At 73.0% G+C, this 24,254-nt stretch carries 20 protein-coding genes; 11 read left to right on the plus strand and 9 right to left on the minus strand.

Annotated features, from left to right (window positions below):
* The first annotated feature begins 156 nt into the window (after positions 1–156).
* The 3 genes from AB0J36_RS04510 to AB0J36_RS04520 are packed head-to-tail and all read left to right on the plus strand — an operon-like array spanning position 157 to position 4,942.
* Positions 157–1,998: an ABC transporter gene (locus AB0J36_RS04510; RefSeq protein WP_357392137.1), complete on the plus strand. Its 1,842-nt coding sequence runs from the start codon at positions 157–159 to the stop codon at positions 1,996–1,998.
* Positions 1,995–3,680 (plus strand): GTPase, encoded by a 1,686-nt coding sequence (locus tag AB0J36_RS04515; RefSeq protein WP_357392139.1) that lies wholly within the window; start codon positions 1,995–1,997, stop codon positions 3,678–3,680. The genes AB0J36_RS04510 and AB0J36_RS04515 overlap by 4 nt, the downstream gene beginning before the upstream one ends.
* 38 nt (positions 3,681–3,718) lie before the next feature.
* Positions 3,719–4,942 carry a hypothetical protein gene (locus AB0J36_RS04520; RefSeq protein ID WP_357392141.1) on the plus strand — a complete coding sequence of 408 codons (1,224 nt, stop codon included), beginning with the start codon at positions 3,719–3,721 and terminating at the stop codon, positions 4,940–4,942.
* 71 nt (positions 4,943–5,013) lie between these two features.
* Here AB0J36_RS04520 and AB0J36_RS04525 read toward each other — a convergent pair whose 3' ends face one another.
* Both AB0J36_RS04525 and AB0J36_RS04530 read right to left on the minus strand, forming a co-directional pair.
* Positions 5,014–5,637 carry a phosphoesterase PA-phosphatase gene (locus AB0J36_RS04525; protein ID WP_355048472.1) on the minus strand — a complete coding sequence of 208 codons (624 nt, stop codon included), beginning with the start codon at positions 5,635–5,637 and terminating at the stop codon, positions 5,014–5,016.
* Positions 5,638–5,985: 348 nt separating this feature from the next.
* A complete protein-coding gene (locus tag AB0J36_RS04530) occupies positions 5,986–6,891 on the minus strand; it encodes a hypothetical protein (protein WP_357392143.1) in 906 nt (301 codons plus the stop codon).
* Positions 6,892–7,413: 522 nt separating this feature from the next.
* Here AB0J36_RS04530 and pdhA point away from each other — a divergent pair.
* The 6 genes from pdhA (at position 7,414) to AB0J36_RS04560 (ending at position 16,315) form a co-directional block, all read left to right on the plus strand.
* Positions 7,414–8,589, plus strand: a complete 1,176-nt coding sequence (gene pdhA, locus AB0J36_RS04535; protein WP_357129546.1) for a pyruvate dehydrogenase (acetyl-transferring) E1 component subunit alpha — start codon at positions 7,414–7,416, stop codon at positions 8,587–8,589.
* Positions 8,589–9,578, plus strand: a complete 990-nt coding sequence (locus AB0J36_RS04540; RefSeq protein WP_357129543.1) for an alpha-ketoacid dehydrogenase subunit beta — start codon at positions 8,589–8,591, stop codon at positions 9,576–9,578. The genes pdhA and AB0J36_RS04540 overlap by 1 nt, the downstream gene beginning before the upstream one ends.
* On the plus strand, positions 9,575–11,077 hold the full coding sequence (locus AB0J36_RS04545) for a dihydrolipoamide acetyltransferase family protein (protein WP_357129541.1): 1,503 nt from the start codon (positions 9,575–9,577) through the stop codon (positions 11,075–11,077). The genes AB0J36_RS04540 and AB0J36_RS04545 overlap by 4 nt, the downstream gene beginning before the upstream one ends.
* A 218-nt stretch (positions 11,078–11,295) precedes the next feature.
* Positions 11,296–11,436 carry a hypothetical protein gene (locus tag AB0J36_RS04550; RefSeq protein ID WP_357129538.1) on the plus strand — a complete coding sequence of 47 codons (141 nt, stop codon included), beginning with the start codon at positions 11,296–11,298 and terminating at the stop codon, positions 11,434–11,436.
* 365 nt (positions 11,437–11,801) lie between these two features.
* Positions 11,802–14,354 carry a hypothetical protein gene (locus AB0J36_RS04555; RefSeq protein WP_357171695.1) on the plus strand — a complete coding sequence of 851 codons (2,553 nt, stop codon included), beginning with the start codon at positions 11,802–11,804 and terminating at the stop codon, positions 14,352–14,354.
* A 122-nt stretch (positions 14,355–14,476) separates the two neighbouring features.
* Entirely contained in the window at positions 14,477–16,315 is a 1,839-nt protein-coding gene (locus AB0J36_RS04560; protein ID WP_357129532.1) for an NHL domain-containing thioredoxin family protein, read from the plus strand.
* 54 nt (positions 16,316–16,369) lie between these two features.
* On the opposite strand, the gene AB0J36_RS04565 is transcribed toward AB0J36_RS04560, so the two are convergent.
* Genes AB0J36_RS04565 through AB0J36_RS04575 form a run of 3 tightly spaced genes read right to left on the minus strand, consistent with a single transcriptional unit; the run spans position 16,370 to position 18,697 of the window.
* Positions 16,370–17,119 carry a 5-oxoprolinase subunit PxpA gene (locus tag AB0J36_RS04565; protein WP_357129529.1) on the minus strand — a complete coding sequence of 250 codons (750 nt, stop codon included), beginning with the start codon at positions 17,117–17,119 and terminating at the stop codon, positions 16,370–16,372.
* Positions 17,103–17,966: a biotin-dependent carboxyltransferase family protein gene (locus AB0J36_RS04570; RefSeq protein WP_357392145.1), complete on the minus strand. Its 864-nt coding sequence runs from the start codon at positions 17,964–17,966 to the stop codon at positions 17,103–17,105. The genes AB0J36_RS04565 and AB0J36_RS04570 overlap by 17 nt, the downstream gene beginning before the upstream one ends.
* A complete protein-coding gene (locus tag AB0J36_RS04575; protein WP_363660108.1) occupies positions 17,963–18,697 on the minus strand; it encodes an allophanate hydrolase subunit 1 in 735 nt (244 codons plus the stop codon). Before AB0J36_RS04575 ends, AB0J36_RS04570 begins: the two co-directional genes overlap by 4 nt.
* Before the next feature lie 172 nt (positions 18,698–18,869).
* Between AB0J36_RS04575 and AB0J36_RS04580 the strand changes: the two genes are divergently transcribed.
* The gene (locus AB0J36_RS04580) at positions 18,870–19,547 is read left to right on the plus strand and encodes a hemolysin III family protein (protein WP_357129520.1); all 678 of its coding nucleotides are present in this window, start codon (positions 18,870–18,872) and stop codon (positions 19,545–19,547) included.
* Between the two features lie 69 nt (positions 19,548–19,616).
* On the opposite strand, the gene AB0J36_RS04585 is transcribed toward AB0J36_RS04580, so the two are convergent.
* On the minus strand, positions 19,617–19,901 hold the full coding sequence (locus tag AB0J36_RS04585) for a DUF6458 family protein (protein WP_357129517.1): 285 nt from the start codon (positions 19,899–19,901) through the stop codon (positions 19,617–19,619).
* 113 nt (positions 19,902–20,014) lie between these two features.
* On the opposite strand from AB0J36_RS04585, the gene AB0J36_RS04590 reads away from it, so the two are divergent.
* Positions 20,015–20,554: a histidine phosphatase family protein gene (locus AB0J36_RS04590; RefSeq protein WP_357171696.1), complete on the plus strand. Its 540-nt coding sequence runs from the start codon at positions 20,015–20,017 to the stop codon at positions 20,552–20,554.
* 46 nt (positions 20,555–20,600) lie between these two features.
* On the opposite strand, the gene AB0J36_RS04595 is transcribed toward AB0J36_RS04590, so the two are convergent.
* The 3 genes from AB0J36_RS04595 to AB0J36_RS04605 all read right to left on the minus strand — a co-directional run bounded on the left by AB0J36_RS04595 (position 20,601) and on the right by AB0J36_RS04605 (position 24,216).
* Positions 20,601–20,870, minus strand: coding sequence for a DUF6458 family protein (locus AB0J36_RS04595; protein WP_007454197.1), 270 nt, complete (start codon positions 20,868–20,870; stop codon positions 20,601–20,603).
* A gap of 233 nt (positions 20,871–21,103) precedes the next feature.
* The gene (locus AB0J36_RS04600; protein ID WP_357171697.1) at positions 21,104–22,960 is read right to left on the minus strand and encodes an acyl-CoA dehydrogenase; all 1,857 of its coding nucleotides are present in this window, start codon (positions 22,958–22,960) and stop codon (positions 21,104–21,106) included.
* Positions 22,961–23,088: 128 nt separating this feature from the next.
* Positions 23,089–24,216: a PP2C family protein-serine/threonine phosphatase gene (locus AB0J36_RS04605; RefSeq protein ID WP_357171699.1), complete on the minus strand. Its 1,128-nt coding sequence runs from the start codon at positions 24,214–24,216 to the stop codon at positions 23,089–23,091.
* Between the last annotated feature and the right edge of the window lie 38 nt (positions 24,217–24,254).

Here is a 24,254-nt window from a genome sequence, read left to right on the forward strand (position 1 = left end):
GCCGCCCGCAGCGGGCCCCACCACAAGTTGAGTGAACTTGACTCAATAGTGCCACGCGTCCGCGAATCGTCAAGTCGAGTTGAGCCGACCCGACGCAACCCAGACGTTATTACCGTCCGGTTGTCTTCCCTTGCATCGGTCGGGCACGCTTTAGCGGTGACGACGCACGGCGACTCCGCCACCCGTTCCGGCGCGCCCGCCGTCGCCGCCCGCACCGTCCCTCCGGACGCCGCGGAGGAGCCCTCCGTCACCAGCGGGGACGACAGCCTCCCCGGCGCGCTGTCGGGCCTGAGGGCCGCGATCGGCGCCACCCGCTATCCGCTCGCGCTGCCCTCGGCCACCTCCGCCCGGCAGGCCGCCAACGCCCTCACCGACCAACTCGACGACTACCTGCTGCCCCGACTCGCCCGGCTGGACGCCCCACTGCTCGTGGTCGTCGGCGGCTCCACCGGCGCGGGCAAGTCGACCCTGGTCAACAGCCTGGTCAAGGCCCGGGTCAGCGCCGCCGGGGTGCTGCGACCCACCACCCGCTCCCCGGTGCTGGTGTGCAACCCGGCCGACGCGACCTGGTTCCGGCAGGGCGACCTGCTGCCCGGGTTGACGCGTACGACCGAGCCGAGCGATGACCCGCGCTCCCTGCACCTGGTGACCGCGCCGGCCCTCCCCCCGGGCCTCGCGTTCCTCGACGCGCCGGACATCGACTCGGTGGTCGACGCCAACCGCGCGCTCGCGAGCCAACTACTCGCCGCCGCCGACCTGTGGTTGTTCGTCACCACCGCCGCCCGGTACGCCGACGCGGTGCCGTGGGAGCTGCTGCGCAGCGCACGGGCCCGGGGTGCCGTGATCGCCATGGTGCTCGACCGCGTCCCCGCCGAGGCCAGCGACGAGATCGCCGCGCACCTCGCCGAGATGCTCGCCGCCCAGGGCCTCGACCGCGCCCCCCTGTTCGTGCTGCCGGAGACCTGGGTCGACGGTCAGGGGCTGCTGCCCGAGGGGGCCACGGCGCCGCTGGCCGAATGGTTCGCCCGACTGGCCGCCGACGCCGACGCCCGCGCCGCGGTGGTCCGGCAGACGCTCGACGGCGCGCTGGCCGCCCTGCACCCCGCCGTCGAGGAGCTGGCCGACGCCGCCGACGAGCAGGTCACCGCCGCCGACGCGCTGGACGAGAGGGTACGGGCGGCGTACCGCAGTGCCGAACGGACCGTGGAGCAGGGTCTGCGGGACGGTCGACTGTTGCGCGGCGAGGTGCTGGCCCGCTGGCAGGAGTTCGTCGGCACGGGCGAGTTCTTCCGCACGCTGGAGGCCCGCATCGGGCGTCTCCGGGACCGGGTGGTGGCCGCCGTCACCGGCCGTCCCGCGCCCTCCGCCGAACTGCGCAACGCCATCGAGTCGCAACTCGTCACCCTGCTGCGCGGGGTGGCGTCCGAGGCCGCCGAATCCGCGTACACCGGGTGGAAGGCGCACCCGGCCGGCGCGGATCTGCTCGATCCGGCGCTCGCCCACCCGAGTGGAGACCTGCCCGAACGCGCCGAGCGGATGGTCCGGGACTGGCAGCGCGGGGTGCTGGAGCTGGTCCGCGTCGAGGGCGGCGACAAGCGCTTCGTGGCCCGGACGGCCGCGTACGCGGTGAACGCCACCGGGCTGGCCGTGATGATCGCCGTGTTCGCCTCGACCGCGTTCATCCCCACCGGGTTGGAGGTGGCGACGGGGGCCGGCACGACGGTCGCCGCGCAGGCCGTACTCCAGGCGATCTTCGGCGACCAGGCGGTGCGTACCCTTGCCGCCAAGGCCCGGGTCGACCTCCTGGCGCGGGTGCGGACGCTGCTGGACGCGGAGGCCGACCGCTTCCTCACCCGCACCGCCGACGCCCGGCCCACGAAGGCGGCCGGCGAGACGCTGCGCCAGGCCGCCGGGCGGGTCGAGCTGGCCCGGCACCGCAGTGGCCTGGCCAGCGACGACGGCAACCCGCCGGCCGGTGACGAGGAGAGTTCGCGATGAGCAACATCGCCGGCCGGGTACGCGAAGCCTTCCGCGGCAACCAGCGGATCGACGCGGACGGGCTGATCGCCCGCCTGGACGCCGTACGCCGCCTCCTGACCGCCGTCGACGGTCTGCTGCCCGACGCCGAACTGGTGCCCGCGCACACCCTGGTCGAACGGGCCGGCACCCGGCTCGCCCTGTCCCGCGACCACACCGTCGTCGCCCTCGCCGGCGCGACCGGCAGCGGCAAGTCCAGCCTGTTCAACGCGCTGGCCCAGCTCGAACTCTCACCGGTCGGCGTCCGCCGACCCACCACCGGCGTGACGCACGCGTGCGTGTGGGGGCCACTGGAGGACGCCAACCGGCTGCTCGACTGGATCGGGGTGCTGCCCCGGCACCGCTTCGTCCGCGAGAGCGCGCTCGACGGCGACGACGAGACGCCCCTGCACGGCCTGATCCTGCTCGACCTGCCCGACTTCGACTCGGTCCAGCGGTCCCACCGCCTCGAAGTCGACCGGCTGCTCGGCCTGGTCGACCAGGTGGTCTGGGTGGTCGACCCGCAGAAGTACGCCGACCGGGTCATTCACGACAGCTACCTGCGCGAGTTCCACCGGCACCGGGACGTCACCCTGGTCGTGCTCAACCAGGCCGACCGGCTGCCGGCGGCCGAGCTGCCCCGCGTCCTGGACGACCTGCGCCGACTGCTCGACTCCGACGGGCTGACCGGCGTACCCCTGCTCGCCACCACCGCCATCGACCCGGCCGGCATGGTCGGGCTGCGCAGCGCGCTGGAGCGCACGGTCGCCGAGCGGCAGGCCGCCCTGCGTCGACTGGCCGGCGACGTCGACACCGTGGTCGCCGGGCTGGACGAGATGATCGGCTCGGCCCGGCCGGGGGGCGGTCCCGACGACGCGACCGTCGCCGGGTTGAACCGGGCACTGGCCGGCGCCGCCGGAGTACCGGCGGTGAGCGAGGCGGTGGAGCGGGCGTACCGACATCGGGCCGGCGCGGCCACCGGCTGGCCGGTGGTCCGGGGCTGGCGGCGGCTGCGGCCCGACCCGCTGCGCCGGCTGCACCTGCCCGGCCCGGCCGGCGCGGACGCCGACCCCGCCGAGAGCCTGGTGGCGGCGACCTCGGTGCCCGACCCGACGGCCGCCCAGCGGTCGGCGCTCGGTCTGGCGATCCGTGCGGTGGCCGACCGGGCCGGCGGCGACCTGCCCGCCGCCTGGCCGACGGCGGTGACCTCCGCGGCCCGGTCCCGCCTCGACGACCTGCCGGACGCGCTGGACCGCGCGATCGCCGGCACGGACCTCGGCCTCGACCATCAGCCGGTGTGGTGGCGGGTCGTCGGTGGCGTGCAGTGGCTGGTCACCCTGGCCGCCGCCGTCGGCCTGGGCTGGCTGGCGCTCGGCTACGCGCTGCGGGCGCTCGGCCTGCCCGCGCTGGACAACCCCATGGTCGGGCAGGTGCCGATGCCGACCGTGCTGCTGCTCGGTGGCCTGCTGGCCGGGCTGCTGACGGCGGCGCTGACCCGACCGGTCGTGCGCTGGGCGGCCCAACGTGCGCGGGCCCGCGCCCGGCAGCGGCTGACGGTCCGGGTCGCCTCGGTCGGCGAGGAGTACGTGCTCGCCCCGGTACGGATCGTGCTCACCTCGTACGCGCAGGCGCGCGACGCGCTCGGTGAGGCTGCCCGCCGCTGACGCCTCTGCGTACGCCCCGAGCGGCGTAGGGTCGAAGCATGGCCACGCCTCAGACCCCTTACGACGCGGTGCTGCACGCCGCACGCGACGTGACCAAGCTGGAGTCCGCCCTCGACGCCGAGATGCTCGGCAGCGCGCTGCTGGGCAGTGTCTACGCAATCGCGGAGACCGACCGCGACACCGCCGTACGGGAGTTCGTCACCGGTTTCCTCGCCGCCACCGCCCGCCGCCGGATCGCGGCGGCGACCACCATCCGCCAGGTCTTCGCCGCCCTCGTCCCGACCGCCGAGGGCGTCGAGCGGGTACGCCCCGGCAGCCAGGCCCCCGCCTGGTCCAGCCAGCTCACCCGGGTGCACCTCACCGGCAGTTGGGCGTACGGCGACGTCTACGGCGACCAGACCTCCTACCTCGCCACCTTCGCGTACGACGATTCGGCCGGCGGCCCGGAGCACGCGCTGGTGGCCCTCGTCGACCACAACATCGGAATCACCAAGGACATCTTCGTCGGCGGGCCCGCCGAACGGATCCTGGACCAGGTCCGGCAGATGTGCGCGGACGACGAGCTGACCTGGTTCCGCACCGAGGACCCGTCCCGCCTGCGGGGCGAGGTGGCCCGTCACCTCTCGGTCACCGACGACCTGGGCGAACTGCCCGGCGAGGGCTCGCTCGCCACCGACCGCGCGCTCGTGGGCGCCCGGCTCGCGGTGCTGCCCATGGCCGCCGGACCGACCGGCCCGGCGGAGGTCGAACCGCTGTCCGCCGCCGAACGCACCGACCTGGTCCGGCGGTTCCTGGCGTCGCCAGAAGCCGCCCGGTTCGGGCTCGACAGCGTCGACGGTCCCGAGCTCGCGTCGCTGCACTTCTGCCTGAGCCTGCTGCTGGACCACGCGGCGTCCTTCCCCGACTCCGACCCGATGCGGTGGAGTCCGGCGGTGTCCGGGCTCTTCCTGCTCGACTGGGTGCACCGCCGTGCCGTGCTCGACATGGACGACGCGGCGATGCTGCCCCGGGTGCTGCGCGCCTGGGCCCGGTACGCGTCACAGCAGCGCGGGCTGCCCGAGGCCGCCGCCGAACGGACCGACGAGGCGATCGAGGAGATGGTGCCGGAGTTCGCCCGGCTCTACTCGACCGGCGAGCGGCGTAGCCCGGCCACGGCGGCCGTCGCGCAACTCATGGCCGACGGCGTGGACCCGGACGACCCGGCCGCGCTCGACGCCTGGATCGAGGCGAACCGGCACCGACTCGCCGACGACGGCGCCTGACGGCATCCGGGCGGGTGGCAGCACCAGGCCACCCGCCCGACGGGTCCGCTCGGCCGCGTGGTTTCGCCCGCTCAGCGCAGGGCACCGAAGACGACGGCGGCGATCAGCGCGCCGAGCACCCCGCCGGCGAGCACCTGCGCGACGGTGTGGTCCCGCAGGCGTACCCGGGCCCAGCCGACCACGCCCAACAGCGGCGCGGCGACCAGGAGCCCGCGTCCGAAGGTCAGCGCCAGGATGACCAGGGTGCCGGCGGAGACCGCCGAGTGGATCGACATCTTCCACCAGTGGCTCACCGAAACGGCGACCACCAGTCCGACCAGCCCCGCCACCGCCAGCGCCAGCAGGGGCCGTGGTGCGCCGAGGACGACGAGCAGGGCCAGCCCGGCGGTGACCGAGCCGAGTCCGACCAGCAGCGGCACCCGGCGCTGCTCCCGACGGCCGATGTGGTGGTCGGTGAGTCGCCCCCGGCGGACCCCACCGACGATGTAGGCGAACGGGATGCCGGTGACGAAGACCGTCGCGAGCAGGCCCCACACCAGCCCTCGAACGCTGTCCCGACTGCTGTGCCAGCTCACGGTGATGATCAGTAGCGACACCAGCACGGCCGGCGCGGTCAGCTCGGTGACGAGCCGGGCGACCCGCAGCCCCGGACCGGGACGAGGGGCGACCGGGCGGGGTTCCGCACCGCCGCCCACGCCACCCCCTGCTACTCGCCACCGCTGACCAGCGCCGTCTCGGCGGCACCTGCCCGTCACCGTACCGCCGAGACGGCCCTCGAATGCACAGGTCCCGCCGCCGCCAGCCCGACCCACCCAACGCCCCCACCCCACCCCACCCCCCGCGCCCCCCGCGGTCGCTCGCGGTGATCAAGAAGTTTGCGTCATCGCGACCACGATCCTTGACGCAAAGCTCTTGATCACCGGAGTTCCGCGGGTGATGGGCCGCGCAGGGTCGCCGGAGCGCTTGACGTCGTGGGTCCGGGCGGGGCGTCCACGATCGCGCCGATCTTGCGGTTTGGGTTGTCGATATGGGCGTATCGAGTCTTATGTCGCGACAGGAAGTGCAAGATCGCGGGGGTCTCCGGGTGCGGCGGCGGGACCGGGCGCGAGCGTCGGGGACGGCGCGGTGGTGGGCTCGGGTGAGGTGGCTGAGGTGGCGGATGGGGGTGGGGTGGGGGATGGGCGTGGGGTGGGGGATGGGCGTGGGGTGGGCGACGGCGGGGCGGTGGTCGCCGGGGCGGAGAGGGTGCTGGTGGGGACGGCGGTGGGAGTCGTCGGATCGGTGGGGGTCGTCGGATCGGTGGGGGTCGTCGGGTCGGTCGTGGCGGGGGTTCCCGGATCGGTGGCGGTGGGGGTCGTCGGATCGGTCGGCGACGGGCTCGGGGTGGACGTCTCGGTCGGGTCCGGATCCGGATCCGGGGGCGCGGTCGGCGACGGCACCGGCGACGGGCTGGCCGGTGGCCCGGCCGGCGGGGCGCTGCGGGTGGGCCGGGGCGCCGGCGGCGCGGACACCACCCGGCGGGTGGGCACCCGGTCGTCGACGTGCGGGCCGTACCACGAGTCGTCCGGGACACGCCGGGGCGCGCCGGGCAGCCAGCCGGTGGTCGCGGTCGGGCCGGCGCTGGGCGGGCCGGGAGACGGGAGCACGGGCGACGGCGGCTGACTGGTCACCGGCATCGGGATGACCACCGGTCCGACCGACGGGGTCGGGATGAACGGCGTGCTGGTGTCCGGCAACGCGGAGGTGCCGGGAGTGGCCGAGCCCGCGCTGATCGCCGCGAGCACGGGCATCGACGCGGTGCCGGCCAGAAGTGCGACGGTGAGCAGGTATCCCCGGGAGGGACCACCCGCGCCGGATGCCCGGTGCGCGCCGATCACCCGGCGGTAGCCGCCCGGCGAACGGTGGCGGCCGAGCACGGGTGTGCCGGGCCCGTCACCTGACTCGTCCACCGCACACCCCTCGTCGTCGGACCCTGCGGGTCGCTGTGGGCACCGCGCGAGGGTGTAATCCGGCTAATCACCCGATCGGCGCGATCCTGCGTAATCAGCCTCGCCCAGTTACGGTCCGTCAGCCAACACCCACCGCGTGTCGACACGCGGCACTGACCGAACGGTGACGAATCAGCACCGGATCACCCGGTGGACGCGCAGCGGCATGATGGCGACAAAGGGCGGCAAACCGTAGACGGTCGGAATGCGACCCGGGCGTACTGTGGGCACGCTCACCTGCTCTGCGAATATGGAGCACGACGGCAACGCAGCCGCGACCTCCGCGCACCCCCGCGGCAGACGCGGCCCGGCGCCGGCGCTCCCGATCCGGGTTCGGCCAGAACCCGGCTCACGCCGCGCGGCAACCCCCACCCGGGCTAGGCGCGGCCGCCAGGAACCGGTCCGGCAGCAGCCGGACAGGCGCACGAGTTGCGTGGCCGGGTGACCCCCCGGTGCCGACGCAGACACGACAGGGAGAGACCGATGGCAAAGGGCGACCCCGGGGGCACCACCCGCAGCAGGCGGGCAGCTCCCCGCTCCAGAAAGGGCGCGGCCGGCAACCCCGAGCTGGTGCAGCTGCTCACCCCCGAAGGCGAGCGGATCGACAGCGCCACCGGACCGGACGGCACCGAGTACCGCGTCGACTTCACCGACGAGGAGTACCGCGGGCTCTACCGCGACCTGGTGCTGGTCCGCAAGCTGGACGCCGAGGCGACCGCGTTGCAGCGGCAGGGCGAGCTGGGCCTCTGGGCCAGCCTGCTGGGCCAGGAGGCGGCGCAGGTCGGCTCGGGGCGCGCCCTGCGTACCCAGGACATGGCCTTCCCGACCTACCGGGAGCACGGCGTCCTCTACTGCCGGGGCATCGACCCGATCATGCCGCTCGGCCTGTTCCGCGGCGTCGACCAGGGCGGCTGGGACCCGAACGAGTTCAAGTTCAACATGTACACGATCGTCATCGGGGCGCAGACCCTGCACGCGACCGGGTACGCCATGGGCATCACCATGGACGGCAAGGTCGGCACCGACGACGGCGAGGCCGCGATCGCCTACTTCGGTGACGGGGCCACCAGCCAGGGCGACGTCAACGAGGCGTTCGTCTGGGCCAGCGTGTTCAACGCGCCGCTAGTCTTCTTCTGCCAGAACAACCAGTACGCCATCTCCGAGCCGCTGGAGCGACAGACCCGCGTCCCGCTCTACCAGCGGGCCGCCGGCTTCGGTTTCCCCGGCGTACGGGTGGACGGCAACGACGTGCTGGCGTCGTACGCGGTGACCCGCACGGCGCTGGACAACGCGCGGCACGGGCAGGGCCCGAGCCTGATCGAGGCGTACACCTACCGGATGGGCGCGCACACCACCTCCGACGATCCGACCCGCTACCGGATCGCCAGCGAGGTGGAGTCGTGGCAGGCGAAGGACCCGATCCTGCGGGTCAAGACCTTCCTGGAGAAGCAGCAGATCGCCGACGCGGCCTTCTTCGTCGAGGTCGACGAGCAGGCCCGCCGCGAGTCGGTGCACCTGCGCGAGCGGGTGCTCAGCATGCCCAACCCGGAGCCGGTGACGATGTTCGACCACGTCTACCCCAACGGCTCCCCGCTGCTCGACGAGCAGCGTGCGCAGTTCAACCGCTACATGGAGTCGTTCGAGGGGAGCGCCCACTGATGGCCACGGAGACGCTCACCCTCGGCAAGGCCCTCAACACCGGTCTGCGCCGCGCGCTGGAGAACGACAACAAGGTCGTCATCATGGGCGAGGACGTCGGCAAGCTCGGCGGCGTCTTCCGGATCACCGACGGACTGCAGAAGGACTTCGGCGACCAACGGGTGATCGACACCCCGCTCGCCGAGTCCGGCATCATCGGCACCGCCGTCGGCCTGGCCATCCGTGGCTACCGACCGGTCTGCGAGATCCAGTTCGACGGCTTCGTCTACCCCGCGTACGACCAGATCGTGTCGCAGGTGGCCAAGATGCACTACCGCTCCGGCGGCAAGCTCAGAATCCCGATGGTGATCCGCATTCCGTTCGGCGGCGGCATCGGCGCGGTCGAGCACCACTCCGAGTCGCCGGAGGCGTACTTCGCGCACACCGCCGGTCTGAAGGTCGTGACCTGCTCAAACCCGCAGGACGCGTACGTGATGATCCAGCAGGCCATCGCGTCCGACGACCCGATCGTCTTCCTGGAGCCCAAGCGGCGCTACTGGGAGAAGGGCCAGGTGGACCTGGACGCGTCGCTGTCCGACGCGTACCCGCTGCACTCGGCCCGGGTGGTGCGGCCCGGCACGGACGTGACCGTGCTGGCGTACGGCCCGATGGTGCGCACGTGCCTGGAGGCCGCGACGGCCGCCGCCGAGGACGGCCGGGAGCTGGAGGTCATCGACCTCCGCACGCTGTCCCCGCTGGACCTGGGCGCGGTCTACGAGTCGGTGAAGCGCACCGGCCGCGCGGTCGTGGTGCACGAGGCGCCGTCCAACATCGGGCTGGGCGCCGAACTGGCCGCCCGCATCACCGAGGAGTGCTTCTACTCCCTGGAGTCGCCCGTGCTGCGGGTGACCGGCTTCGACACCCCCTACCCGGCGGCCCGGGTGGAGGAGGAGTACCTGCCCGACCTCGACCGGGTGCTCGACGCCGTCGACCGCACCTTCGGCTGGTGAGCGACATGTCCCGGATCAAGACGTTCAACCTGCCCGACCTGGGCGAAGGGCTGACCGAGGGCGAGATCCTGGCCTGGCTGGTCAAGGTCGGCGACACCATCGAGCTGAACCAACCGATCGTCGAGGTCGAGACGGCCAAGGCGGCGGTGGAGATCCCGGCGAAGTGGGCCGGACAGGTGCAGGCCATCCACCACCCCGAGGGCACCACGGTCGAGGTCGGTACGCCGATCATCGCGATCGACACCGACCCGGGAGCGGGTCCACTGGACGTCCCGTCCACCACGGCCACGCCCACCGGTGACCTGCCCACTCCGTCGGCGGCGTCGCTGGCGGCCGTGGAGGTGGCCCCCGCCGAGGGCATGGTCGAGCCCGGCCTCATCGGCGGCGCCGCCCCGGGCGGCCGCACGGCGGTCCTGGTCGGCTACGGCCCCCGTACGACCAGCGCGAAGCGTCGCCCCCGCAAGAACGGCGTCCCAGCGCAGGCCGCGACCCCCGCGACCCCCGCTGGGGTCGATCATGGAATTGTGGTGGGTGACAAAGCCATCCCAACTCCCGCAAGTACGACACCACGAGTCCATGATCGACGCGACGGGGCGGGGTCCGGCGGGGCGGGCGTTTTGGCGAAGCCGCCGGTTCGGAAGCTTGCCAAGGATCTTGGGGTTGATCTGCGGGCGGTGGTCGGGTCCGGGCCGTTGGGCTCGATCACGCGGGAGGACGTACAGCAGGCGTCTCGCGGGGCCGTGGCGGCCGAGTCGGTCGCGACCACCTCGACCACGACGAGCGCCGCGAGCTTCGGCGCGGATCGTGAGCAGCGCATCCCGGTCAAGGGGGTCCGCAAGCTCACCGCCGAGAACATGTCCCGCTCGGCGTTCACCGCCCCGCACGTGACGGAGTTCCTGACCGTCGACGTGACGCGGGCGATGCGGGCGCTGGAGCGCCTGCGGGGCCGGCGCGAGTGGCGCGACGTACGGGTCTCGCCTCTGCTGCTGGTGGCGAAGGCCGTGCTGCTGGCCGTCAAGCGTCACCCCATGGTCAATTCGACCTGGGCGGGTGACGAGATCGTGGTCAAGGAGTACGTCAACCTCGGTATCGCGGCGGCGACCGAACGCGGCCTGATCGTGCCCAACGTCAAGGACGCCGGTCGGCTCTCGCTGCGCGAGTTGGCGGACGCGCTGAACGGCCTGGTGCAGACGGCGAAGTCCGGCCGCACCTCACCCGCCGACATGTCCGGCGGCACCCTGACCATCACCAACGTCGGGGTGTTCGGCGTGGACACCGGAACGCCGATCCTGCCGCCGGGCGAGTCGGCGATCCTCGCCTTCGGCGCGGTGCGGGAGATGCCCTGGGTGCACAAGGGCAAGGTCAAGGTTCGCCAGGTGACCACCCTGGGGTTGAGCTTCGACCACCGGATCATCGACGGTGAGCTGGGCTCGAAGTTCCTGCGCGACATCGGCGACTTCCTCGCCGACCCTGAGGCGGCGCTGCTCGCCTGGACCTGACGGTTCGAGACGCCAGCCACGGCCGGTGTGCCACGGGTTAACGCCCGGCACACCGGCCGTGTCCGTTGGGCGAAGGAACCGTCGGCGGCGAGCCCTGTTGACCTTTGATTGTTAGGCAGGTGTCTCAGCTCACCTAATAATCGATGGAAGTTGGCCGGCTTCTGCGGTTGAATAGACACATCAGGGGCCGACAACCGAATAGCCAGGGGGACCCAGCAATGAGCAGCATGATCGAGCGAATCCGCAACCACCGCGACGCCAACCGCCGCGCCCGTGCCATCGAGCACGCGTTGCGCTCGGCGAACTCGCCGGCCGTTCGCGAGGAGCTTCTCGTCATCGCCCAGCGTCACATGAGCTGACGCTCCACAACTTTCCTCACCTCCTCCAGATCGATGGCCCACCCGGCCCACCGGGTGGGCCATCGGCGTTCCGCCCGTGCGTCACACCGGGACGCCCGCACGTGACACCGGGATTCCGCACCGCCGCAGCGCCCGGTACGGTGGGCTTCGGTCGCCGCCCGCCGGCCCGGCCGACGCCGAGCCGATAGAAGCTGCTCGACACCACCCGGCGACGGGCAGTGACGACCGGTGCTCCTTTGGACGCCCCAAGGGGCCACCGGATACGGTGCGGGGAGCCGGCACGGCGGTACGCCGGTGACGCCGGCAGCCATGCCGAGGAGACCGATCGGCACCGGCGGCCGACATGTGATGGAGGAGGCGCACCCATGACGTCCGAGGGCCCGCACCGTCCCGGCCAGGAGCCGGACGAGGTGTCACCGGGCGCCGGCGGACCGGCGCCGTACGGCGACCGCCCGGCGCAGCCGGACAACGGCAGCAACGCCGCCGGCCCCGACCTGGGCTGGGCACCACCCCCGCCGCCCGCGCGACCGAACCCGTCCTGGGCGACCCAGGTGGAGCAGCAACCGAACCCCGCATGGGGCGCTGCCGCCGCGCCGCAGCCCAGCGATCCGGCACAGCCCGCCTGGGCCGCCGGAGGCCCTCCGGAGCCGGCCCCGACCGCCCAGTGGACTCCCGCGCAGCAGGCCTGGACGCCACCCGAGCAGCCGGCCCCCGCCTGGCCCGCCGCCTCGGCCGAGCAGCAGCCCGACTGGGCGCAGACCCAACCGGCCGCGCGTGGCGCTGCCCAGGTGCCCCCGGCCACCGCCGCCTGGCCCGCCCAGGACGACCCGTCCCGCTCCGGCGGATGGGCCGGCGGGGCGGCCCCGGTCAGCCCGTCAGCCCCCCAGTGGCACGCCGAGCCGGCGCAGCACGCCGGCCGCGCTGGCGTACCCGCGCAGCAGGACGACCCGTCCGGATCGGGCGGATGGCCCGTCGGGGCCGCCGCCGCCCGGGAAGACCAGCCCGTGTGGACGCCGGCCGAGCAGCTGCCCCAGACCTGGGGCCAACCGGCCGGGCAGGCCGAAGAGGCATCCCCTGGTTGGGCGCCGGCCGAAGCGGCCGGAGCGCGCGGCGCGGCCCAGGTCCCGGCCGGTACCTGGCCCGCGCAGGACGACGCCCCGCAGCCCACCGCCTGGGGTGCGGCAGAGAGCCGTCCGCAGCAGCCGGACTGGGTGCTTCCGTCCCAGGACCAGCCCGTCGAGCATCCGGAACCGACCGCATGGCCCCAAGCCGAGCAGGCCGGCCCCGCGTCCGCCCGGGCCAGCGTCAGCGTGCCCGGCAACGACGCGACGCCCGGCTGGGCCGCCGCCGGCCCAGACAACCAGGCGCCGGCCGCTCCCGGCGTCGCCCAGGCCGAGCCGTGGTCAGCGGGCGAGGTGTGGGGCCGCGCCGAGGCGGAGGCATCCGCACAGGCCCGCGGCGGTTGGGACGCCGACCGGGGCGACGAGCCGCCGGTGTACCAGCCCGCGCCCGCACCCGGCATCTCACCCGCCAACGCCGTGCCGCTGCCACCGCAGGAGCAGCGTGTACCGGGTGCGAGCCTCGCCGCCGCCCCACCGGCCGACTACGTGCCCCCGACGCCATTCGCCGCGCTCCCCGAGCAGCCGGCGTACCCCGAGCGGGACACCCCGGACGTGCAGCACGACGCCGAGCCGGTCGGTTGGGGCCGGGGCGAGGAGGCCTCGCCGGGTGCCGCCCTCGTGCCCGCTCCGCGTACGTCGCCGGAGTCCGGGGCGGGCCGCGCGGTCGTACCGGCGGCGGACGCCGAACCGGCCGCGGGCGCGGCGGGCCGTGCCTCGGCGAGCGCCTCGGTGCCGCTGGCCAGCCGCGTGATGCCCCCGGCCGACCAGGCGATGCGGCCGGCCAGCGCGGCCGCGCCCCAACCCCGGGTGTACGGCCGTCCGTCCCGGCCCGAGGAGGACGAGCCGCAGCAGGCGGGTCCCGAGGCGTTCCAGGCCAACCCGAGCCCCGAGCACCCGGGCACGCCCGACTGGCAGCAGGACGCCGACCGCCCCAGCGCCCCCGACTGGCCGCAGGCACCCGAGCGTCCGGCCGTACCGGACTGGCAGCAGGACGCCGGCCGTCCCAGCGTGCCCGACTGGCCGCAGGCGCCCGAGCGCCAGAGCCCGCCGGACTGGCAGAACGGGCCGGAACGGCAGGGCTTCCCCGGATGGGGCGAGGAAGCGCCGTCCGCGCCGAACGGTTTCGGTGAGCCGCCCGCGGCGGCCGCAGCCGCGCCGCCGGCCTTCCCGCCCGGTGTGCCGTCCTTCGTCGACACGCCGGGCAACAACCGGCCGATGAACGGGGTACGGCCGCAGTCCGGCGGCGAGCGTCCGGACGACCGATTCGGACCGGGCGCGCCGGCCGCCGGCACCGCCACGGTGAACGGCGCTGCGGGCTTCGGACCAGCCGTCGAGCAGCCGCCGGGGGCGCAGTTCCCGGCCTTCCCGCCGCCGCAGCCCACACCGTCCTGGGGCCAGGAGGCCAGCCAATCGGACCAGGGCCGGTTCGACTCGTTCAAGCCGGACGCGGACGAGCCCAAGGTGGAACCGCCCACGCCGAAGGTGCGCAACGGGCGGGTCCTGGCCGCGGTGCTGATCGCCGCCGTGCTCATCCTGGCGGTGCCGCTCGGCCTGCTCATGTTGCTCGGCAAGTTCGGTGGCGGGAACGACACGCCAGCCTTCGACCCGGCGGTCGGCACCTGCGTCAAGCAGGTCGGCCAGGGCGCCTCCGAGGTGAACTGCGCCGAGGCGGGCGCGTTCACGATCGTCTCCAAGGTGGATGCGAAGGACAAGTGCGCCGACCCGGCGCAGCCCCACGTGGTGCTACCCGGCGAGGGCACCAACCGGGTGCTCTGCCTCAAGCCGGCCACCAAGTAGGACCGACGACGGCGGGGCCACGGGCGACCGTGGCCCCGCCGCTTCGCGTCCGGGTGGTCCCGGCGCGTGATGTCGTCCGGGTCACGACGGCCGCACCGATGCCGCGTGGCAGGCTGGCAGGCATGGGAACGACAGCGCGCGTACGGGCCCCCGAGCTTCGGGGCCGGCAGTGGCTCAACACCGGCGGCAAGGATCTGACTCTCCAGGACCTGCGTGGCAAGATCGTTCTTGCCGACTTCTGGACCTTCTGCTGCATCAACTGCCTGCACGTGCTGGACGAGCTTCGGCCGCTTGAGGAGAAGTACGGCGACGTGCTCGTCGTGATCGGCGTGCACTCGCCGAAGTTCGAGCACGAGAAGGACGCCGACGCGCTGGTCGCCGCCGTCGAACGGTACGGGGTGCACCACCCCGTACTCGATGATCCTGAGCTGGACATGTGGCAGCAGTACGCGGCCCGCGCCTGGCCGACCCTGTCGGTGATCGACCCCGAGGGGTACGTGGTGGCCACCATGGCCGGCGAGGGTCACGCCGAAGGGCTGGCCCGGCTGATCGACGAGCTGATCGCCACCCACGAGGCGAAGGGCACCCTGCACCGGGGCGACGGGCCGTACGTTCCTCCGCCGGCGCCGGAGACGGCGCTACGCTTCCCGGGCAAGGCGGTGCTGCTGCCGGACGGCAACCTGCTGGTCTCCGACTCGGCGCGGCACTCGCTGGTCGAGGTGGCCCCGGACGGCGAGACGCCGGTACGCCGGATCGGCTCGGGCGAGCGGGGTCGGGCCGACGGGCCGGTCGGCTCGGCGACCTTCTCCGAGCCGCAGGGCCTGTGCCTGCTGCCCACGCACGTCGCCGAGGTGGCCGGTTACGACCTGGTGGTCGCCGACACCGTCAACCACCTCCTGCGCGGCGTACGGCTGGAGTCCGGCGAGGTGGTCACCGTCGCCGGCAGCGGCCGGCAGTGGCGTGCCGCGGTCGACGACCACGCCCACGACGCGCTCGCCGTGGACCTCTCCTCCCCGTGGGACCTGGCCTGGTACGACGACAAGCTGATCATCGCGATGGCGGGTATCCACCAGCTCTGGTGGTTCGACCCGATCAAGCGGACCGCCGGCATGTACGCGGGCACCACCGTGGAGGCGCTGCGGGACGGGCCGCTGCCCGAGGCGTGGATGGCGCAGCCGTCGGGGCTGTCCGTCTCGGCCGACGGCGTCCGGCTCTGGGTGGCCGACAGCGAGACCAGCGCCGTCCGGTACGTCGAGAACGGGGTGCTGGGCACCGCCGTCGGCCAGGGTCTGTTCGACTTCGGGCACGTGGACGGGCCGGCCGAGTCGGCGCTGCTGCAACACCCGCTGGGCGTGTGCGCGTTGCCGGACGGCTCGGTGCTGATCGCGGACACCTACAACGGCGCGGTGCGCCGCTTCGACCCGGCCAGCAACCAGGTCTCCACGGTGGCGGACGGGTTGGCCGAGCCGAGCGACCTGGTGCTCACCCCGTCCGGTGAGGTGCTGGTGGTGGAGTCCGCCGCGCACCGACTGACCCGGCTCGCTCCGGGCGCCCTGTCGGCGGCGGGCGCGAGCACGGTGGACGGCCCTCGGCACCGCACCGAGCGCAAGCCGACCGACGTGGCGGCCGGCGAGGTCACCCTGGACATCGTCTTCACCCCCGCCCCGGGCCAGAAGCTGGACGAGACGTACGGGCCGTCCACCCGTCTGGTCGTCTCGGCGTCCCCGCCGGAGCTGCTGCTCGACGGCGGCGGTACGGGCACCGAACTGTCCCGCCGGCTGGTGCTCAACGGCGAGGTCACCGGCGGGGTGCTCCAGGTGACCGCGCAGGCGGCGACCTGCGACGCGGACGTCGAGCACGCGGCCTGCCACCTGACCCGGCAGGACTGGGGGGTCCCGGTCCGCGTGGTCGACGGCGCCGCGACCCGGCTGCCCCTGGTGCTGCGCGGCCTCGACGCGTAAGTGAAAGGAAGGGCCCCTTGTTATACAAAATCCGATAACAAGGGGCCCTTCCTTTCACGCGAACGGGGTGAGTGTCACGCCGGCGTCGATCAGGCTGGCGCGTACGAGCTCGGTGGCGGACACCGCGCCCGGGGTGTCGCCGTGGACGCAGATCGACTCGACCGGGCAGGGGATCACGGTGCCGTCCACCGCCACGACGGTCCGTTCGGTGGCCATCCGTACCGCCCGGGTGGCCACCTCCTCCGGGTCGCTGATCAGCGCGCCGGGCGCGCCGCGCGGCACCAGCGACCCGTTGGGCAGGTAGCCGCGGTCGGCGAAGGCTTCGGCGACCACCGGTAGGCCCGCGCCGACGGCGAGTTGGGCGAGCGTGGAGCCGGGCAGACAGAGTACGGGCAGGTCGGGGTTGTGGTCGCTGACGGCGGCGACCACGGCCGCCGCCTGGGACTCGTCGGTGGCGGCGGCGTGGTACAGCGCGCCGTGTGGCTTGAGGTAGCGCACCCGGGTCCGGAAGATCCGGCAGAACGCGTCCAGGGCCCCCAACTGGTAGGTGATCTCGTCGCGCAGCTCGGCGAAGTCGTACGCGATCCGTCGCCGACCGAAGCCGGCCAGGTCGCGGTAGCCGACCTGCGCGCCCACCGCTACCCCGTGCCGTACCGCGCCCTCGCAGACCCGTCGCATCGTGGACGGGTCGCCACCGTGGAAGCCGCAGGCCACGTTGGCGCTGGTCACCAGGGCCAGCAGGGCGTCGTCGTCGCCGAGCCGCCAGATGCCGAATCCTTCGCCCAGGTCAGCGTTGAGGTCCATGAAATCTGACGGTAGTACCTGGGCGGGCCTGCGCGAGCGGGGTCACGTCGGTGACCACCCCGATGACCGGGTAACCGCCGGTGGTCGGATGGTCCGCGAGGAAGATCAGGGGTTGGCCGTCCGCTGGCACCTGCACCGCGCCGAGCACGATGCCCTCGCTGGGCAGTTCGCCGGCCACCGCGCGGGGCAGCGGCGCGCCGGCGAGCCGCGCGCCGACCCGGTTGCTGACCGGGCTCACGGTGTACGCGCTGCCGAACAGCCGGTCGAGCGCGGTCGGGGTGAACCAGTCGTCACGGGGGCCGAGGCGTACGCCCAGGCGCAGTTCCGGTGCGGGGGTCGCACCGATGGTCACGTCCACCGGTGCGGGCTCGCCGGTCGGTACGCCGAGCGGCAGCCGGTCACCGTCGCGCAGTGGGGCCGGGCCGAGCCCGGCGAGGGTGTCGGTGGCGCGGCTGCCCAGCACCGCCGGCACGTCGATGCCCCCGGCCACGGCCAGCCAGCTCCGTACGCCCTGACGGGCCGGGCCGACGCGCAGCACCGTACCGGCGGGCAGGCTGAGCGGGCGTCCGGTGTCGCCCGCCCGGTCCCCGGCCCGGACGGCCACCGGCGCGCCGGTGATGGCCACGGTGGAGGCGCGGGTCAGCCGCAGCGCGCAGCCGGTCAGGGTGATCTCCAGGCCGGCGGCCTCCTCGGCGTTGCCGACCAGCCGGTTGGCGAGCCGCAGGGCGGCGGGGTCGAGAGCGCCGGAGCGGGGTACGCCGAGGTGCGCCCAGCCGGGCCGGCCGAGGTCCTGCACGGTGGTGAGCGCCCCGGCGCGTAGCACCTCGATCTCGGCGGGACCTGTCACGCCGTCACCATCCGTACGCGGGTGCCGGGACCGAGCCGGGCGGGCGGGTCGCTGTCGACGTCGAAGAGGGTCAGGTCGGTCCGGCCGACCAGCAGCCAACCGCCGGGGGACGCGCTGGGATAGATCCCGGCGTACTGGCCGGCCAGGGCGACCGAGCCGGCCGGTACCCGTGGGCGTGGGGTGGGCAGCCGGGGCAACGCCAGCTCGGCGGGGAGCCCGGTCAGGTAGGGAAAGCCGGGGGCGAACCCGCAAAAGGCCACCCGAAACGGCGTGCCGGTGAGGCGACGCCGCACCGCCGGCACGTCGACGCCCCAGTGCTCGGCGACGACCGACAGGTCCGGCCCGTCGAACAAGACCGGAACGACGACCTCCGTCGCGCCCGTCCCGTGCGTCGATCTTGCAGTTTCTGCTGTCGACATGACCCGATCAGACCGTTCTGTCGGGACAGAAAGTGCAAGATCGGCGGGGTGGGCGCGGGCGGCTTCACGCGCTGCCGTGGTGACTTCGGGTGCCCAGCGGGACAGCAGGGTGGCGGTCGCGGTGGGGTTTGGTAGCCCGTCCAGTAGGACCGTGGTGGCCGCGGGAACGATCTCCACTGCGGCCAGGTCCCCGCGTTCGCGGCGCTGCCACAACTCGGCCCGCCACGCCTCGACCAGGTGAGCCGCAGGCAGGCCGGCAAGTACGCCGAACTCGATCAGAAGGGCGTGCGCCCCGACGGGCCGAATCCGCATCGCCCCATCTTCACCGACAGGTGTCGTTTCCATCCCTCGCGATCTTGCACTTTCTGTGGCGACAAATGGAGCTGCCCACTCATTTCAACCACCGAAACCGCAAGATCGGCGCGTGCCACGCGTCACCGGTTGGACTACTTGAAAGTAACCTACGGTGCCGTAACCTGAGGGCGTGAGCACCTCCGCCCCGCTTCGCCTGAAGCCGGTCGACATCGGTAAGCCCCGGATGCGCGGCTGGCTACACACGTACGCGTTCTTCGTCGCGCTGGTCGCCGGCATCGTGCTCTGCTCGATCGCCGCCAGCCGCCCGGGCTGGGCGCCCCTCGTGAGCTGCGCCATCTACAGCCTGACGGTCTGCGGACTGTTCGGCACCAGCGCCCTCTACCACCGTCGAGTGTGGTCGGAGCGCGGCTACCAGGTGATGCGCCGGATGGACCACTGCATGATCTTCGTGTTCATCGCCGGCACGTACACCCCGCTCTGCACCATGCTGCTCTCGACCCGGCAGGCCACCATCATGCTGGCCCTGGTCTGGGGTGGGGCTCTCGGCGGCGTGGCGCTGAAGCTCGTCTGGCCGCACGCGCCGCGCTGGGTGTCCGCGCCGCTCTACCTGGCGCTCGGCTGGGTCGCGGTCGCCATGCTGCCGGACATCCTGCACGGCGGCGGTGTCACGGCGTTGGTGCTGCTGATCGTCGGTGGTGCCATCTACAGCGTCGGCGCGGTGTTCTACGCGCTGCGCCGGCCCAACCCGTGGCCGACGGTCTTCGGCCACCACGAGTTCTTCCACGCGTGCACGCTGGTGGCCGCGCTGTGCCACCACGTCGCGATCTACTTCGCGCTGTTCGCCTGAGCTACCGCAGCCGCAGACGCGAGCCGGGGCCCCGCCACGCTGCGGGGCCCCGGCTGACGCGGTTGCGGGTCAGACCGGACGGCCCGGCCGACGAACCTCGCGGTACTCCCGCATGACCTGGTCGTCCTGGACCGGCACCACCCGGTCGACCACCACGTCCTCGCGGACCGGCGCGGCGACCACGGTACGACGGCGACCGTTCCAGAAGTAGAGGGTGACGAGCAGGCCGGCGACACCGGCGAGCATCAACACCCAGCCGACCACGGACAGGTTCAGCCACCCGAGGTCGGCCTCCACGGCGAATGCGAAGATCGCGCCCAGCGCGATCAGGAAGATGCTGCCACCAATGCCCATGTCTCGCTCCTCGGCTCTAACCTGGCGTACGACCCGCCGCGGCCGTTGGTAGGGGGTGCGGCATCCGTGGACTTACCCCGGCAGGGAGATCGCCAATCGGGCAAGCTGGGGGCATGACGGACAGCCCTGCCGAGGCGCGGACACTGGTGTTGCTCCGGCACGCGAAGGCCGAGCCGGGCAGCGAGGGTACGGACGACGCCCAGCGCCCGTTGAGCGCCCGCGGGGAGGCCGACGCGGCGGCGGCCGGCGCGTGGTTGGCCCACCACGACCTGCTGCCCGACGTGGTGATCTGCTCGACCGCCCTGCGGACCCGGCAGACCTGGCACGGCGTGGCCATGGGAATGACGGGTTCGCCCCCGGAGGGCGGGCCGGCCGGTCCCCGCCCGAGCGTGCGTTACGAGCCCGGCGCGTACGACGCCCACCCCGAGGAGCTGTTGTCGCTGGCCCGGACGGCCGATCCGGCGGCTCGGGTGGTGCTGTTGATCGCCCACAATCCGGGCGTCTCGCTGCTCTCCGCGTTTCTCGACCCGGAGACGGCGGACGAGGAGGGGCTGCGGACCGCCGAACTGGCGGTGCACCGCAGCGCGGCCACCTGGACCCAGTGGGACCGGGGCGGAGCGCCGATCGCCCAGCGGCACACGGCACGCGGCTGAGCCACCCGCCGTTCGGCGGATGGCTCAGGCGTACGCGCTCAGGGGGTCAGGACGGTGGCGCGGTCGGCGGCGGCGGGTCCGGCGGCGGAGGCATCATCGCCGTGGGATGGGACAGCCGGTTCTCCTCCACGATGAGGGTCCGGGCCCGTTTGCGCCGGTCCTGCCAGAACCAGAGGGTGGTCAGGAGCACGGCGAGCCCGGCCAGGATGAACACCCAGCCGACCGCGCGCAGGTCGATCCACCAGACGTTGGCCCGGATCGCGAAGGTCATGATCGCGCCGAGCGCGATGAGAAAGATGCCGCTTCCTACACCCATGTGCGCTGCACTCCCCCGTGCGGTGGCTCTGGGCGTTCCCGTGGTCGAGGCGGGTTACCCGCCACGGCAGCGGCATACCCGACCGCGCCCGGCCAACACGCGCCGCGCGTCGTACCGCTCGGCTGGTGGCCCTCGGAGACGGCGACGGCCGGCGGGGCGCGTGGGCCCCACCGGCCGTCACCGAGGGTGCCGGGTGGTGCGACCCGGAACCGCTCACGCGTGCCGTGGCGCGGTCAGAAGGCCTCCTCCGGGAGGTCCATGATGTCGAGGTCGGTGCCCTCGATGATGCGCCGGTCGGCGCCGATTCGCGGCAGCACCTCCCGGGCGAAGAACCGGGCGGCGGCCACCTTGCCGGTGTAGAACGCCTTGTCGGTGGCGGACACCTCGCCGGCGAGGGCCTTGAGCGCGACGTCGGCCTGCTTCTGCAGCAGCCAACCGACGACCAGGTCACCGATCGCCAGCAGGAACCGCCGGCTGCTCAGGCCGACCTTGTAGAGCGCGCGGGGGTCGCCGGCCTGCGCCTCACCCAGCCAGCCGGTCAGCACACCGAGGATGTTCTGGATCTCGGCGAGCGCCTTGCCGAGCGCCTGCCGCTCCTCCTTGAGCTGGCCGTTGCCCGCCTCGGTGGAGATGAACTCCTGGATCTCGCCGGACACCGCCAGCAGCGCCTTGCCGTTGTCCCGGACGATCTTGCGGAAGATCAGGTCGAGGCTCTGGATGGCGGTGGTGCCCTCGTACAGGGTGTCGATCTTGGCGTCCCGGACGTACTGCTCCAGCGGATAGTCCGCAAGGAAGCCAGAGCCACCGAAGGTCTGCAGGGACTCGTGGCCGAGCAACTCGTACGCCCGCTCCGAACCGACGCCCTTCACCAGCGGCAGCAGCAGGTCGTTGACCCGCTTGGCCAGCTTGGTGGCCTTCTCGTCGCCGGCCGCCTCGGCGAGCGCGACCTTGTCCTGCCAGGTGGCGGTGTAGAGGACCAGGGCCCGCAGACCCTCGGCGTACGACTTCTGCAGCAGCAGCGAGCGCCGCACGTCCGGGTGGTGGGTGATGGTGACCCGAGGGGCGGTCTTGTCGGCCTGCTGGACCAGGTCGGCGCCCTGCACCCGGTTCTTCGCGTACTCCAGGGCGTTCAGGTAGCCCGTGGAGAGCGTGGCGATCGCCTTGGTGCCGACCATCATCCGGGCGTACTCGATGATCATGAACATCTGCCGGATGCCGTCGTGCTTGTCGCCCAGCAGCCAGCCCTTGGCCGGTACGCCGTGCTCGCCGAAGGTCATCTCGCAGGTGTTGGAGACCTTCAGACCCATCTTGTGCTCGACGTTCGTGGCGTAGACGCCGTTGCGCTCGCCCAGCTCGCCGGTGGTCTCGTCGAAGTGGAACTTGGGCACGACGAACAGGGACAGGCCCTTGGTGCCGGGGCCGCCGACGCCCTCCACACCGACCGGGCGGGCCAGCACGTAGTGCACGATGTTGTCGCTCAGGTCGTGCTCGCCCGAGGTGATGAAACGCTTCACGCCCTCGATGTGCCAGCTGCCGTCGGGCTGCTGGATCGCCCGCGTACGACCCGCGCCCACGTCCGAGCCGGCGTCCGGCTCGGTGAGCACCATCGTGGAGCCCCACTGCTTGTCGATGAAGAGCTTGGCCCAGGCCTTCTGCCGCTCGGTCCCCTCGACGTGCAGCACGTGCGCGAAGGAGGGGCCGGAGGAGTACATCCAGACCGGCGCGTTCGCTCCGAGCACCAGCTCGGCGAGGGCCCACCAGAGGGCACGCGGGGCGTTGGTGCCACCCAGCGCCGGAGGCAGGTCCAGCCGCCAGAACTCCGAGTCCATGAACGCCTGGTACGACTTCTTGAACGACTCCGGCAGCGGCGCGGTGTGCGTGGCCGGGTCGAAGACCGGTGGGTTGCGGTCGCTGTCCGGGTAGCTGGCGGCCAGGTCCTCGCGGGCCAGGCGGTCCACCTCGGCGAGGAAGCTCCGGGCCGTGTCGGTGTCCAGTTCCGAGTACGGCTCCTGGCCGAACGACCGGTCCGCCCCGAAGACCTCGAACAGGTTGAACTCGAGGTCCCGAAGGTTGCTCTTGTAGTGGGTCATGCTCGCTGGCCCCGCTTCCGGACAGGTGTTACCGATCAGTAACCCCGACTGTATTACTCGTGGGTAGGCAGCGACAAGCCGATCACCTGAGTGACGGCGATTACACAGTTCCCGAGCGGTGGTCCCGTTCAGCTCTCGGCGGCGCCGACTTCCCAGCTCGGCACGGCCGACGTGACCCCGGTGCGGGAACCGACGTACTCCATCAGGACCAGCGCGATGTCGTCGTCCAGGCGACCGTGCACCCACTCGACGAGGGCGGTCTCGAGCGACGCGAGCCCGTCGGCGACCGTGCCGTGTCCGAGCAACCGCCACGCCCGGTCGGCGGTGGGGAAGAACTCGCCGTCCCGCCGGGCCTCACCGAGACCGTCGGTGAACAACAACAGCCGGTCGCCCGGCTCCAGACGCTCCACCCGGGGCCGGACCGCCGGCATGAACCCGAGCGGCGGCGCGGGCGCCGGCGGCTCCAACGGGATCACCGCGCCCCGGCGCAGCAGCAGCGGAGAGGGGTGGCCGCAGTTGACGATCGTCAGCGTCCCGCCCCGCTCCTCGACCAGCGCGGCCGTCACGAAATCCTCGTCGCCGACGTTGCGGGCCACCGCGCGGTCCAGGTCGGCGACCACGGCACGCAGGTCGGCCCGCTCGTAGGCCACGTGCCGGTACGAACCCAGGACGATGCTGGCCAGGCGGACCGCGTCCAGACCCTTGCCACGTACGTCACCGATGATCATGCGGACCCCGTACGGGGTGTCGATCGCCTCGTACAGGTCCCCGCCGATCTCGGCGGTGGCGGTGGAGGAGATGTAGCGGCCGGCCACCGAGAGCATGCCGACCTGCGGTCCGAGTGGCCGCAGCACGGCCTGCTGGGCCACCGACGCGAGCTTGGTCAGCTCGGCGATCTGCTTCGCCTGGCGCTGTCGTACCCAGGCCACCGCCACGGCCAGCCCGCTCGCGATCCCGACCGCCACCATGTTGACCGAGGTCACCAACATCATCCTCGGGTCGGTCGCCGCGAAGGCGATCCCGATCACGGTCGCCACGGCGCCCACGCCCAGCACCACCCGCCAGGCCGCCAGCGCGGCGGCCAGGATCGGGGCGGCGGCCAGGAGCGCGACATAGTGGGCCCGGCGGCCGTCGGCCAGTTCCAGCACCGAGACGATCGCGAGCAGGACGACGGCCGCGCCGATGCCGGCGCGGGATCCGGGGCTCAGCGGGCTACGGCCCGACTGGAGGAGTCGCGTGGGTACGAGGGACAGCATGCCTGATCGACGTGAACCGGTGAATGAACCTGGCCCGT

Source organism: Micromonospora sp. NPDC049662, from assembly GCF_040675055.1.
Classification (GTDB): domain Bacteria; phylum Actinomycetota; class Actinomycetes; order Mycobacteriales; family Micromonosporaceae; genus Micromonospora.

What these genes read in the sequence shown, in the direction of transcription:
- AB0J36_RS04550 (WP_357129538.1), top strand. Translation starts at nt 11,296, where the DNA reads ATGAGCAGCATGATCGAGCGAATCCGCAACCACCGCGACGCCAACCGC.
- AB0J36_RS04605 (WP_357171699.1), bottom strand. Translation starts at nt 24,216, where the DNA reads ATGCTGTCCCTCGTACCCACGCGACTCCTCCAGTCGGGCCGTAGCCCG.
- AB0J36_RS04595 (WP_007454197.1), bottom strand. Translation starts at nt 20,870, where the DNA reads ATGGGTGTAGGAAGCGGCATCTTTCTCATCGCGCTCGGCGCGATCATG.
- AB0J36_RS04565 (WP_357129529.1), bottom strand. Translation starts at nt 17,119, where the DNA reads ATGGACCTCAACGCTGACCTGGGCGAAGGATTCGGCATCTGGCGGCTC.
- AB0J36_RS04575 (WP_363660108.1), bottom strand. Translation starts at nt 18,697, where the DNA reads ATGCGGATTCGGCCCGTCGGGGCGCACGCCCTTCTGATCGAGTTCGGC.
- AB0J36_RS04540 (WP_357129543.1), top strand. Translation starts at nt 8,589, where the DNA reads ATGGCCACGGAGACGCTCACCCTCGGCAAGGCCCTCAACACCGGTCTG.
- pdhA (WP_357129546.1), top strand. Translation starts at nt 7,414, where the DNA reads ATGGCAAAGGGCGACCCCGGGGGCACCACCCGCAGCAGGCGGGCAGCT.
- AB0J36_RS04520 (WP_357392141.1), top strand. Translation starts at nt 3,719, where the DNA reads ATGGCCACGCCTCAGACCCCTTACGACGCGGTGCTGCACGCCGCACGC.
- AB0J36_RS04560 (WP_357129532.1), top strand. Translation starts at nt 14,477, where the DNA reads ATGGGAACGACAGCGCGCGTACGGGCCCCCGAGCTTCGGGGCCGGCAG.
- AB0J36_RS04590 (WP_357171696.1), top strand. Translation starts at nt 20,015, where the DNA reads ATGACGGACAGCCCTGCCGAGGCGCGGACACTGGTGTTGCTCCGGCAC.
- AB0J36_RS04585 (WP_357129517.1), bottom strand. Translation starts at nt 19,901, where the DNA reads ATGGGCATTGGTGGCAGCATCTTCCTGATCGCGCTGGGCGCGATCTTC.
- AB0J36_RS04555 (WP_357171695.1), top strand. Translation starts at nt 11,802, where the DNA reads ATGACGTCCGAGGGCCCGCACCGTCCCGGCCAGGAGCCGGACGAGGTG.
- AB0J36_RS04515 (WP_357392139.1), top strand. Translation starts at nt 1,995, where the DNA reads ATGAGCAACATCGCCGGCCGGGTACGCGAAGCCTTCCGCGGCAACCAG.
- AB0J36_RS04600 (WP_357171697.1), bottom strand. Translation starts at nt 22,960, where the DNA reads ATGACCCACTACAAGAGCAACCTTCGGGACCTCGAGTTCAACCTGTTC.